General features: G+C 53.0%; 8 protein-coding genes. 4 read left to right on the top strand and 4 right to left on the bottom strand.

Annotated elements, in window-relative coordinates:
- Positions 1–93 precede the first annotated feature (93 nt).
- Positions 94–3,615: a DUF2339 domain-containing protein gene (locus CA54_RS10755; RefSeq protein ID WP_197532379.1), complete on the top strand. Its 3,522-nt coding sequence runs from the start codon at positions 94–96 to the stop codon at positions 3,613–3,615.
- On the opposite strand, the gene CA54_RS29265 is transcribed toward CA54_RS10755, so the two are convergent.
- Complete coding sequence (locus CA54_RS29265; RefSeq protein WP_197532378.1) at positions 3,616–3,777, bottom strand: hypothetical protein; 162 nt, start codon at positions 3,775–3,777, stop codon at positions 3,616–3,618.
- 161 nt (positions 3,778–3,938) lie between these two features.
- Between CA54_RS29265 and CA54_RS10750 the strand changes: the two genes are divergently transcribed.
- Complete coding sequence (locus tag CA54_RS10750) at positions 3,939–5,036, top strand: SGNH/GDSL hydrolase family protein (RefSeq protein ID WP_197532377.1); 1,098 nt, start codon at positions 3,939–3,941, stop codon at positions 5,034–5,036.
- A 1,582-nt stretch (positions 5,037–6,618) separates the two neighbouring features.
- Here CA54_RS10750 and CA54_RS10745 read toward each other — a convergent pair.
- Both CA54_RS10745 and CA54_RS10740 read right to left on the bottom strand, forming a co-directional pair.
- Complete coding sequence (locus CA54_RS10745; RefSeq protein WP_197532376.1) at positions 6,619–7,449, bottom strand: ankyrin repeat domain-containing protein; 831 nt, start codon at positions 7,447–7,449, stop codon at positions 6,619–6,621.
- Between the two features lie 100 nt (positions 7,450–7,549).
- Positions 7,550–8,215 (bottom strand): hypothetical protein, encoded by a 666-nt coding sequence (locus CA54_RS10740; protein ID WP_146370768.1) that lies wholly within the window; start codon positions 8,213–8,215, stop codon positions 7,550–7,552.
- 325 nt (positions 8,216–8,540) lie between these two features.
- On the opposite strand from CA54_RS10740, the gene CA54_RS10735 reads away from it, so the two are divergent.
- Positions 8,541–10,754: a DUF1549 and DUF1553 domain-containing protein gene (locus CA54_RS10735; protein ID WP_197532375.1), complete on the top strand. Its 2,214-nt coding sequence runs from the start codon at positions 8,541–8,543 to the stop codon at positions 10,752–10,754.
- A 16-nt stretch (positions 10,755–10,770) separates the two neighbouring features.
- Positions 10,771–12,198: a DUF1501 domain-containing protein gene (locus CA54_RS10730; protein WP_146370766.1), complete on the top strand. Its 1,428-nt coding sequence runs from the start codon at positions 10,771–10,773 to the stop codon at positions 12,196–12,198.
- A 466-nt stretch (positions 12,199–12,664) separates the two neighbouring features.
- Here the strand turns inward: CA54_RS10730 and CA54_RS10725 are convergent, their stop codons facing one another.
- Complete coding sequence (locus tag CA54_RS10725) at positions 12,665–13,384, bottom strand: hypothetical protein (RefSeq protein WP_146370765.1); 720 nt, start codon at positions 13,382–13,384, stop codon at positions 12,665–12,667.
- Positions 13,385–13,428 lie beyond the last annotated feature (44 nt).

Genomic DNA, 13,428 nt, shown 5'->3' with positions numbered 1-13,428 from the left:
TTTTGGCTGAATGATGTTGAGCAGCCTCCGAAACCTCGTTCGCATACTGCACCAAAGAAAGCGCCAAAGGCTGCGACCGCGTCACCGTCAGTCATGTCTAGCCCTGCGGACAAAACAGAAACGAAGGTTTCCATTGAAGAACTCTTGGCCGGCAAATGGCTGACGTGGGTTGGGGCTGTTGCCGTGATTATCGCCGTTGGTTTCTTTTTCAAATACACAATCGACACGGGCCTGATCGGCGAAACCGGGCGGGTTGTGTTAGGGGTATTGGGCGGAATGGCCTGCTTTGCTGGTGGGGCGTTTGCCATGCTTCGCAACTACCGCTGGCTCTCGCAATCGCTGGTCGGTGCAGCGCTGGGCATTTTGTATTTTTCGCTATTCGCCGGTTATCGATGGTACCAGTTGATGCCCCAAGAAATAGCTTTCGGTGGCATGATCCTCTCGACGGCGGCTGTTCTCTCGTTCGCTGGTTATTTCAAAGCTCAACCGACCGCAATACTGGGATTGATAGGTGGATTTCTAACGCCCGTCATGCTCTCCACGGGTCAAGATGCACAATGGTCACTTTTCGCCTACATCTTCCTATTAGATGCGGGCGTGTTGGGGCTTGCCACATTTCGCAAGTGGCAACCCACGCAAGTGCTGGCGTTTGTGGCCACACTGTTCATGTGGCTAGGTTGGATTGAACAACACTATGCCCCAGTAAAGATGTCGGCGACCTTAATACTGATGACCGCCTTCTTTGTGCTCTTTGCGTTGTTGGGTGTGTGGCACAACATCATCCGTCGTGAACAGGCTAAGCCAGCCGATTTCTTTCTGATCCTGGCCACACCCATCGCTTATTTCGGTGGTCTCTACGCAGTGACATTGAATGAATTCTCCGCATTGCACGGGTTGCTGGCAATCGCCATGGCTGCGGTTTATTTGGCGTTGGGGTTTGCAGCGCTATCCCGCCACCCCGAAGGCCGTCGCGCCATTATCGCCATGGGGGGGATTGCCGCATCCTTCTTGACGCTGGCGATTCCACTGCAATTTACGGGGCACTGGGTGGTGATCGCGTGGGCAGCCGAAAGTTTGCTGCTGGTCGAACTGGGATTGCGATTCAATGAAGTCAGACTTCGTCAGGCGGGCTTTGGACTTTTAATCTTCGTGCAAATGTTGCTCGTTTATTATTCCGCTGGAACATTTTTGGAACCGAATCGTTTCCAAACACGGTTCACCAGAATCGATCCGATTGCTCTTGAAACATTGCCCGGAAGTGCGAGGCGGCCTGCGGTGAATTCCACTCCAGACGATCCGCCATGGACAAGTATATTCAATGGTCGTTCCCTGAGTTTTTTGGCATCTGTTCTCGTGTTGGCAGTCCTGGGGTGGGAATATCGAACCCGTTTCGCTGCCACCTCTGATCAACCATCAACAGTGGGAACAAAAATTTCGGATCCCACCCGCGCAGGGCCGCGTTCATTGCTGGGTATCTGGTTACACGCGTGTGTGCCGCTTGTCGCTTGGGCGATGCTCATTGTCGAATCGTTCGCCTTCGGCCATGCCCGGCATTGGCGGTTTCCCAATTTTACAGGTATGTTTCTGATCTGGACCTCGTTGATTGCGGTTTCCGTGGCGTTGATGTCCCGGTTGTTAAAAACACGTGAACTGCGAATCGTGACAGCGGGTGTCTTCACGATCTTGGGGGCTCTGTTGGCCATCACATTCGTCGGCACTCTTGCGGGCTGGCCGTTGGACTGGCGTAGCCTGGAGACCGTGGCCAATGGCGGTCTGTGGAATCTGTTCATCTTCAATCCCCGTGGCTTGGGATTCCTCTTTGCGATTGCTGCCTCATGTTTTGTGGCGTTCTTGTTTCGAGACAACAATTCGGAACAACCGACTGAAACGGAATGGGAACGACAGTTTTATGCCCTCCCGCTGAAGACAATACTGGGCCTGTTCGCCAATATCACGGCCTTGATGATGCTGACCGCTGAAGTTTACGCCCAGGGTGTCGTCCGCGACTGGGGAACAACCAGTTCCCTGTTGATCACCATCGTCTGGACCTGCTATGCCATCGGAACCCTGATTGCCGGCATCTATTTTCGATCAAGTTCGATCCGCGTTCTTTCGTTGTCGCTGTTTCTGCTCACGACGTCAAAAGTCTTCTTTTATGACATTTGGCACCTCAGCACAGCGATCCGCTTTATTGCGTTCGGCGGACTGGGGGTCTCGTTGTTCTTGGTTTCATTCCTCTATCGCCGCTATCGCGAACGTATCCGTGCATGGATGACCCCGGTCTTGATTGCGATTTTGGTGCCGCTCGCCGGTGTGTCGAATTCGACGACCGCCTATGCTGCTGATTCCACGGAAAACGTATTGGAGAGACTCACCCATCGCTATCCAATTGATGCAGAAGAGACCTCGACTAACGTCTACGGCGAGATGGTTTTGCCGCCAGACATATACGGCATCGCCCGACGTGACTTGGGTGATCTACGAATACTCTCCGTCGATGTCGACTCAGAGGCTTGCGAGGAAATCCCGTATGTCTTGAGTCGCAAAACCGATGAAAAACGCGCCGTGACGCATAAAGCGGAAATGTTAAACCTCTCCGAGGTGGACGGAAGCACTCAGTTTCTGCTTGCGCTAGGAGAGACGCGCGAACCCATCAACGAGATTGACATTGGCATTCAAAGTACCGATCGCAATTATGAACGGCCGGTCAAAATATTTGCCGCAAATCAGCGTGATCCTAAAGACTGGAACCTGCTCACTGACAAAGGTTATGTCCTTGACGTCTCGCGTTCTGGGCATCGTTTCCAGGTGCATCGTGTCCATTTCCCGAAAAGTCAGTTCGCGTTTTACAAGGTGGAGATTCACAATGGTGATTTGCCTCCATTAAAAATCACCGGCGCATCCATTCTCGACCATATCCACTTACAGGCTCCCCGTATCGAATCTCCAGCTCAGATCGTTTCAAAGACAACCTCAGCTGAAACGAAGCAAACAATTGTCGTTTTCGATTTCGGATACGATCGCCTGCCAAGTGTCGGGATAAAACTCGACATCAATTTTGTCGGGAATTACTATCGCACGGTACAGCTTGACGCTTCAGACAGTTTGGAGGAACCCATTGACTGGCGGACTGTTCGGTCGGGACAACTGTACCGGATTCAGCGCCTGGGCGTGAACGTGGTGGAAGATCATTTGGAATATCAGCAGATCACTGGCCGATATCTCCGGCTGACCATCAACAATGGCGACGACCGCCCACTGCAAATTGCCGGTTGTACGGCAGAATCTTTGGAACAAACCGTCGTGGTGCAGAATCGGCACTTGAACATCGCCGGTCGTGAAATCGCCCTCTATACCGGCAGTGAACGTTTGCAGCCACCTCGTTATGACCTAGCCAAGACAATCGGCTCCACGCGCCAACTGGCTGCATCCAAAATCAGATTTCGTCCCGTCGAAAAGAATCCGTTCTTTACCGGGCCGATCAAACCCAAGCTTCCCTGGAGTGAGGAACATCAAGGATTGCTTTGGACGGTCACCATTTGCGGCGTTGTGATTCTCGGGACGCTCACCGCATTCATGCTCAAAAATGCAGCCCATGACCCGGGGTCGGATTGATCATATAGTCTGCCAGTCCTTAGCACCGAATCCAACCTCGCTCGCCATGCGCGCTTGAGCGAAAAAGGTTGCCGCATTGCCGTGCGGAGTCACCATCAGTAGCATGTCTTCGCCATCGTTGTGATGCAGCACGTCGCAATCGAACGTCTTGCGAAGAATCACGGCGAGTGCCGCAACGCCAAAGGGTGTGGCATGAATCCGATGGCTGGTATCTTGTTTTTAGAAGCCACTGCTCTGTTCTGAACAGAAAATCCATATACCGAAAGTACGTGATGATTGCTCAATCGAGATTGACATTGAGATTTACACTGTGGTTGTTCGCAATGGTGATCCTTATTGCGGAGCCTTGCCGAGCTGAGGATGTGGGTGGTCCGCTGCGTCTCACTTTGCCGGCGGAATGTCATGCGGTTCCCGATGTCGAGTTTAGCATTTACTACGATAACATTGTGCTCACCGAGACGCCTGAGGACTATGATTTTCAAGTAACGTGTGATATCGGAGAATCCGCAGCTAAGCGTTGGCGGGTCACTCCGGAAGAGGCTGATGTGGGCGATCATCCGTTGACGGTCTCGGTTTCTGATGCCGACGGGAAATCTCTGGGCATGGCCAAGACGGTGCTGCATGTAACGAAATCTGATGCGGGAGCAAATCGCCCGCTCCGTTTGCTGATCGTCGGCGACAGCCTGACGCACGCCACGCATTATCCCAACGCAATCGCTGAGCATCTCGCAGGCCCGGGAAATCCGCAGTGGACCATGCTGGGAACGCACCGGCCTTCCGCAGCCAAGGCCGGTGTCGCGCACGAAGGTTACGGCGGTTGGACCTGGCAACGATTCGTTGCGCATTATGAGCCCAACCCCGATGGCACCTATCGCAAGCGAAGCAGTCCCTTTGTTTATCTGGACAAAACGGGAAAGCCGCAATTGGACCCGCAACAATATTTCGAGAAGGAATGCGACGGCAAGCCCGCTGATGTGATTGTGTTCCTACTGGGAATCAACGATTGCTTCCGGCTCAATCCCAACGACCCGAAGAGCTTGGACGACGGGATCAAAGCGGTTCTTGCGCAGGCAGAGATCCTCTTGGCCGCATTCCACAAAGCAGCCCCACAGGCCAAGCTAGGCATCTGCCTCACCCCGCCGCCCAACACGCGGGAGTCCAGTTTCGAGGCCAACTACAAAGGCAAGTATCCGCGCTGGGGCTGGAAGCGCATCCAGCACAGACTGGTCCAACTTGAAATCGCACAGTTCAAAGGACGGGAGCAGGAACAGATCTTCATCATCCCAACAGAACTCAACCTCGATCCGGTCGACGGATATCCAACCAACAACGGCGTCCACCCCAACCCAGCGGGCTACGGCCAAATCGGAGCAGAGATTTTCGCGTGGTTGAAAGCGGAATTGGCAGCGGACGGTCGGTAGGGACGGGTTTCGATGCCACGACATGCCTTGCCGTTAAGTGGCTGACAACTCACAAACAGCTATCGCTAATTCAATTAACTTTTGTCATTGTTTTTGCACCACACGAAGTTGTCCTTCGGTCTTTAATGGAGTTGAAATGTTTCGAAATATTTCCACATGACCTCGGGTACTTCTGCCAAATCGTCATCAATATGATAATAGATGGCCACCCAGACTCCCTCCCCGTACTCACAATAGATCTCACATTCATACCGCCCAGGATGATCAAGCCAAACAGCGCTTTGCCGTTTCGACACCATGAATGCGTCCCGGTCTTTAAATTTTGTCTCAATCGCACTTGTCGGAATATTCGGCGGTTTCTCCGATATCAAAATGGACCACAACGCGCACCGATTTTCTGACATAAGTGAGACGCTTCGAGACATACCTTGGAAATCTTTGCCATCCTTTTGCCAACTCTGAATAAACCAAGCATTGGGTCTAGCCACCGAAAAGCGTGTCCCACACTGGACGCGCCGCATTTCATCCGGTGGAGTCTTTGGAATTGCAGGAGACGGTGATGTGAAACTGCGGTAGCCACCGCCTGCAATCAGCAGTAGCACAGTAAAACTGGCAATTCCGACGACGAGTGTTCTTCGATTAAGAGAACTAATTGGAGCAGACAAATGTCGCCTCCGAAATCGAGTGCCTTCAATCCTGATTGTTTACGACTGGTCCAGAAATATTTTATCTACACCGACTGAGCCGGTAGCAGGCTTTTCCGCAAAGTTGCGACTCAATCGTGACGACCGTTCGGCTGAACCATACATGCTCGTTCACGATGTATCACCGTGTAGCCCCCACATACTCTTAAGCCTTTGAACCCTTTGCTCGTGTCGCTCATGCGGAGGGACACTTGCAAGGATATCGTCATCGGAAACGGGCTGCACCAGACGTGTGAAAGCCCCTGATCGCCATTCCACCCAATCGTCGTGTACCAGAGGTTCGCACAATTCCAATACGGACGCAGAAGAGGCGGCAACGACCTTCGATGCCGTCTCCCATACCTCAAGACACCCCTGAGGGTCCAGTCCCTGGACACTGAACAAGACCGCAACAATATCTGTTTTCAAGGCAGTAAGTAGCTTCAGCCGAGTCTGCCGACTTGCCCCGATTTGTGAGACCGAATACCTACCGTAGATTCCGTTCTCAGCCAGTATAGCTTCCGCAATAGGCTGTGATATTCGACAATTTCTAGCATACCATCCAATTGCTGACTCCTGAGAAGCAAATGGAAAGCCCATCGCCAACTTTGAATCTAGATTGCAACGCACGCTCGTAGCAAAAGTACGATGGTACGTTCGGTCAGGGAATCGCAAGGCTACGTATTCACTCTGGACAAGTTCAACCGGCGGAAACATCGCATTCTCACCACCCGAGAACTCTATGCGTTCCTTCATTCTTGACCTACCCCTTTGACGACGTCCTTCACTGCTGCACAACGTTCATGTCTATTCACAAACATCTCCCACGGCTGAGTCCTGAAAGAATCTTTCGAGGCCAACCGTGCGGATTATCGTGTTTCTTGGAAGCATGAATCCAGCTACTCGGACCCGAGGAGATAAACTGCTGGCCGCCTTCCGCCAGAACCATCCCAGTCAACGTTAAACCCATTTCTTCGAAATGTGTCAACAATCAGCTGGCCAACCCGTTCCATGTCTTTCGGTTGTCCTTTGGGAGCACCCCAAAAAGCGAGCTGTAGCTGGCTGGTTTGCTTGGCGCGATCTAGGTCTTGACGTGTATAAAAACAGCATCCATGCAGACCGCCTTTTTCGCCGCCGCAATCGTGAAATATTTCGGCGCAATCGGAGAAGCCATCTTCTTGAGTGTATCCTGCGTCCTGAAGTGTAACCAAACCCGCTTCTGAGAGTTGATCGAATATCGAGTCGATGTGACGCTTGGCCTCGTTCCATTGCTCGGCTGTCATTTTAATTGGCTCGGGTTCAGGCGGCGGTGGTTCGGGCACAGGTTCGCCCGTAACTCGCGAAAGGAGTTCTTGCGCTTCAGGTGTCATTGCGTTGGTAACAATGTGATTCCCGTGTTCATCGCGAGTACTTGGATTTGCGCCTGCATCAAGCAGTAGCTGAATTGGTTCAGTCGAGGGCGAAAACTCTGCTGCGAGATAGAGCGGCGTACGGCCCCCACCTCCTATCGACTCCAATGGGCTACCAGCATCGATAAGAAGTCGCATCACGGCAAGGATTTTGCTTAGATCACCAGTGTTCGTTCCCATTGCTGCGCAATGCAGGGCCGTGAATCCGTATTCATTCCTGGCGGCTGGCTTGGCCCCCGCTTCGAGGCAAGCGCGTGTCATCTCCAAGTCACCGTCCTGAGCGGCCTCGAAGATTTTCTTGCGGTTTATTTTCAATTTCATTGTGGATTCAAAAACAGAACGCTTGAAGACCACCGGGCGACAGCCAGTGCAATTTGAACTTAGAGCCTCGCACAACCCAACGCTGCAGTGCACGCATTGGCTATTTGCTGAGGTCTCGCTGAAGGGCGTCTGGAATAGCCGACCCGTTTTCCGACATACCAATGATAATGTTGCGCTGGCTTGCAGTCTCCAGAATCTGTGGCAGAGCGAAACGCATCATGCCCGATATGGGTACGCGCGTTTCCGCTCCATCGGCGGCGATTGCCACAAGCTCGTGCTTGGGTTCACGGCTGCCCGGGACTTGATCGATGTAGAGATAAGCTGTTTTTGTAAAATCAATACTGTGGCGAATCGGTTTAGCCTTGGTGCCGACCTCACGAGTAACGCGCGTGGGTGTGAGAGTGACGTTATGGTTGCTACTGACTATGTCGAATGTATTGAATGCCATCCATGCGGTTATCGCGACAAGTGCAACGGAAAAGAAGCGATAAATCCCAGGTTGAAGTGCGAAGACAAACGCACCGATTCCCGTAAGTACAGGAAAGATGATGAAGGGCAGTTTGGATGAAAAATTCTCGGTATAAACAGTCGAGTCCCCTTTGGTGGCAACGTTTATATAGGAAGTTCCAGAAAACTGCAGGGCGATAATCATAACGAAGGCAACAACGACGATGATCCGTGCCAGGTGAACCTGTATCGGGTGAACGGGTATGGGGTTCCCGTAATCGTCAACTGTTGCTTTCGTCTTCTTTTCCACTTCGGTCAAGGCTCCGGCAACTCACTGATGTTAGAGGGGGTTTCAATCCAGTACCGGCAGGCGGCGAATTTGCGGCCTATCGCCCGGGTCGCCCCATTGTAGACGGCTGTTTCCGCATTGTCACGTTTTTCCTGCGCGATACGAGCCCAGTGATGCAAACAGCGAGATACCATTTCTTGCCACAAATCGGCCTCGATCAAACAGTACACGTTCGCTATTCACTCAGTGATTCACACAACCTGTTTCGCTCGAATCATGGACAATCAGCTTGAAAAGGGTCTGGACATGGTTAAGCTAGAATGGGGCTCTTTTTTCGTAGGCTGAGGAAATGCGTGTGTTGAGTTTTCGATTGGCAATCCTGGGCATTTTATTGACGTTTGCCCCTGCATGCGCGGTTGCGGGCGAGATTAGCTACCTCAATGACGTGATGGCTGTCTTTTCCAAAGCGGGGTGCAATCAGGGTGTTTGCCATGGCAATAAATTTGGCAAAGGGGGCTTTCGACTTTCACTGCGTGGACAAGACCCGCGCTTTGATTATCTGTCTCTGTCGCGCAACTTATCCGGGCGTCGCGTGAATGTGCAAAATCCCGCCGAGAGTCTGTTGTTGCTCAAACCGACCATGGAGGTCGCACACGAGGGTGGGCGACGGTTTGATGTTGATTCGGTTGAGTACAAAATCTTGCTGCAATGGCTCGAAGCGAACATGCCTTTCGACTCCGACCATGCAGAGCGTTTGACGGGACTCACAGTCACTCCGCAAGAGAAAATTGTTGTCGGTGACGTTGACGAGATTCAACTGACGGTGCTGGCGCAATTCTCCAACGGCACCTCGCGCGATGTCACACGGTTGGCGGTTTATGAACCGGTGAATCAAAACGTAACCGTGAGCATCGGCGGTCTCGTGCAGCGCGAAGATTTTGGCGAAACCTGGGTGAATGTTCGCTACTTGGACCAACAATTCGCCGTGCGACTCGCGTTCATTTCACGACAAAACGGCGACAACTGGAAGGCCACGAATCCGCACAACTATGTGGACGAACATGTTTTCGCAAAATTGAAACAGTTGCGGCTGAACCCGACTCCTCTGTGCAGCGATGAAGTCTTTCTACGTCGCTCGTATCTGGACTTGTTGGGTCTGCTACCGACGTCCGTTGAAGCTCAGCGCTTCATTTCAGATCACCGGCCGGATAAGCGAGCACGGCTGATTGAGGAATTATTGGACCGAAACGAATTCGCCGATTTCTGGGCACTCAAATGGTCCGACCTGTTGCGAAACGAAGAGAAGACGCTCGACCGCAAAGGGGTGGAGAATTTTCACGCTTGGATTCGCCGCGCATTTGCGCTGAACATGCCGCTGGATCAGTTCGTCCGAGAATTGATTGTCGCCCGGGGATCGACCTATGAGAATCCCCCGGCAAACTTTTATCGCGGGCTGCGTGATCCGATCACCCGCGCCGAGTCGTCCGCCCAATTATTTCTGGGCATCCGACTGCAATGCGCTAAATGCCACAATCATCCCTTTGATCGTTGGACACAAGACGACTACTACGGTTGGGCGAATTTGTTTGCACAGGTGAATTACAAAACGGTCGACAACACCCGCAAGGACCGGCTCGACAAGAATGAATTTATCGGTGAACAAATCGTCTTTATGTCTTCAAAAGGTCATGTGAAGCATGCGGTCACAGGCCAGCCGGCCCCATCGAGATTTTTAGGAGCCGCGGACCGATCCATCGATGAGAAAGACGATCGACTGCTACAGTTGTCTGCTTGGATTGTCTCGCCGGAAAATCGTCAATTTGCCCGCGCGCAGGTCAATCGCATTTGGTACCAATTGATCGGTCGCGGGATCGTTGAACCGATCGACGATTTTCGGGTTACCAATCCTCCTTCGAACCCGAAGTTACTCGACGCTTTAACCGACGACTTCATCGCCAGCGGCTACGACGTCAAATGCATGATTCGCACGATTATAAATTCGCACGTATACCAAGCAGCATTGCCGACTGCTCCCGGCACAGCGATGGAGTTGGAGAATTTCGCCCGCCCCGTTATCCGCAGGCTGACCGCGGAGCAAATCCTGGATGCCATCTCGCAAGTGGCCGGCAAACCGGTTGCATTCAACGGCTTTCCCATGGGAATGCGAGCGTCGCAATTACCCGGAGTACGGGCGATTCGGCCGCGCGACAAACAACTCAGCCTGGGGGATCAATTTCTCCTGACCTTCGGGAAGCCGCAACGGATGCAAACCTGCGAGTGCGAGCGCTCCAACGAGACGACGTTGAGTCAAACACTCCAAATGGTCAGCGGCCCGTTAATGAATCAATTGCTGGCTGCGGATGAAAACCGCCTGGACGAGCTACTGCAATCCAAACGGTCACCAGCAGAGATCATCAACGACGTATTCTGGTCGACATTGACACGGTCTCCCACTGCAGAGGAAATGGCCGCAATCTTGTCCAAGGTCTCAGGCGATTTGACGCGCGAAACATTGGAGGACCTGTTGTGGGCGCTGCTGAACTCGAATGAATTTCTTTTGCGGCACTAAATGAAGCACCAAGATCATGAATAGGCCACAGTACAATCAAAGCCGGTTGGATTCCGCCGTCCGTCATTTTCAGGATGAGCCGTTTCTACGCCGGGATTTGTTGAAGATCGGCGGTGCTGGCTTTTTAGGGCTCACGCTCCCGAAGTTGCTTTCCGCCTCCGAACCGAAACAGCCCAGTGCAAAATCACCAGGTCGCGCTAAATCGGTGATTTTTCTGTTTCAGTTCGGTGGGCCGAGTCATGTTGACATGTTCGACATGAAGCCCACTGCGCCGGATGGGATTCGTAGCAAGTTCGCACCAATTCAGACCTCCGTCCCTGGACTGGTCACCTGCGAACACCTGCCCGAAACCGCTAAGGTGATGGACCGCGTCGCCCTCGTCCGGTCGGTGCATCACAAAATGAAGAACCACAACTCAGCCGGTTACCACGCTTTAACAGGCGTTGCTCCTCCACTCGACGATCAGCGTCTGCGCGAATTGCCCGACCTTTATCCGGCCTATGGTTCGATCGTCGATCAAGTGGCCCCGGCGAGTACGGAATTGCCGACGTTTGTGTCTTACCCTTATGTGATCGCCGACGGCTCGACCACGCCCGGCCAACGTGCCAGTTTTCTCGGCAAGAAGTTCGATCCGCTGCTCATCACCGAAGACCCCAACGATCCCCATTTCAAGCTGCCCGAACTGAGCCTGCCTGCGAATCTTTCGCAGGACCGACTCTCGAACCGACGTGACGTGCAACGTCTGTTGAATCGACAGTCCCAACTTTGGGAGTCTTCCACACAAGCCCGCGGCCTGGACGACTATTATGAAAAAGTCCTGACCATGCTGGCCTCATCGCGTGTCCAACAAGCATTCGACCTGACACGGGAATCAGAGAAAGTCCGCAATAATTATGGCCGCACAACCTACGGCCAAGGCTGCCTACTGTCACGACGGTTGGTCGAAGCGGGAGTGAAATTCGTCAACGTGTATTTCTCCCGAGGGATTGGAGGACAAAGCACAACCAGCGGAGGGTGGGACACGCATGGTTTTAACAACACGCGGATGTACAAGATCCTGCCAGAATTCCATCTCCCCATTACCGAGCAAACTTTGCCGACGTTACTGCTTGATCTGGAAACGCGCGGTTTGCTAGATGAGACGTTGGTGGTCTGGATGGGTGAATTTGGACGCTCGCCGAGAATCAACAAAAACATCAGCCGCGATCACTGGCCGTTCTGTTATACCGTCCTGATGGCCGGCGGGGGGATTCGCGGCGGCGCTACTCATGGAGCATCCGATAAACGAGGCGCCTATCCCGATCGCGATCCCGTCACGCTAGGCGACATTGCTGCGACCATGTACGCCTTATTGGGTATCGACCCGGAAACACAGATCTACGACCGGCTCGATCGCCCCTTGCCAATTGCTCAGGGCAGACCGATCCAGTCGATCATGGCCTAACAGCCCGTTGAAAATGGGTGCCAATGGCGGCTTGTCCGCCAATGCGGAATCACGAGTCCCGCAAAACACTGCCGGACAAGCCAGCAGTGGCACCCAACGCTCGAATGTTTTTGGTTTTTCAACGGACTATTAAACATGGATTCCGCCATGTGGTTATCACGGCGATCGCGACGCATTGGGTGTCCTGAAGCATACGATCAAGCTGATTGATGAGCGGGAAATGCAAACCGACATGACCAATGCGACGGCGTTGGCTGAGACAGACTTGATTCTCACCATAAAGTTGACGGCGAGCTCTCCCGGCGCAAATCCCTCGGCTCCGCAAGCCGCTTCCGTCAATTCGACAGAAACGAGGATGGCCTAATCAGGCCCGATGAGACTTCTGTTTGTGCTGAAAGGCTGTCTGTTCACCGAGGAACAGCGGCGAATTCAGGCAAGGCTTTTTCCGCCCGTCATTGATTGAGAATCACGCAGTGCAACTGGCCGAAGCGTTTTTAAACTTCGCACGAAACAGGAACAAGCAGAACGCGCCAATGCCCGCCAAGAGTAGGCCTTGCGGTTCGGGAACGACAGTAATCGGTTGTTCAACGGCGACCGAGCCCGAAACCAACTGAGCGTCAATTGGTTGCCCAAAAAATGAGAGTACGGGACTCCCCGGCGGCGTGCCGACCGCTAGAACTGTACTTTCCCCCGGCGTCAGTGCAACGAAGTCGTAACTCAACACCGAAATTGTTTGACCGGGCAGGATCACAAAAGGCGGGGCGGAGAACAGACCCACTGCGCCTCCTCCCGATGCGAAACCAATCGGAGGAACAGCAAATTGCGCTGTTAAAGGAGCACCGGTCGCAGCAAACTGCGGAAACGGTAAGCCAAACAGATCGATCGATCCTGGATTGACTCCGGCCAATGCTCCGCCCAAATATCCAGTGGGACCGGCACCGAGAACGGCTCCCGCATCATTAAAGGCGAGGTCGAACAAGATCGTATCGAAAATTGTGGGTGTCTGGGGCAAGCCGTTATCGCTGATCACAACATCTACGGTGAACATGTCGCCGAGCAGCACTGTCGTCGAGCTTTGAATTCCCGGCGTCAGCGGATCCATATCGACAGAAATGACAGCTCCCGCATTTGTCACTGCCGGCGAAACGAAAAACGCCAGGATGGCAATTGGTAAAAAATAACGCATGAATACGAGCTTTCTAAACAATATCTTGGTTGGACGTCACGGTC

This window comes from Symmachiella macrocystis, from assembly GCF_007860075.1.
Taxonomy (GTDB): Bacteria; Planctomycetota; Planctomycetia; order Planctomycetales; family Planctomycetaceae; genus Symmachiella; species Symmachiella macrocystis.
This window is presented reverse-complemented; position numbering and strand designations above follow the sequence as displayed.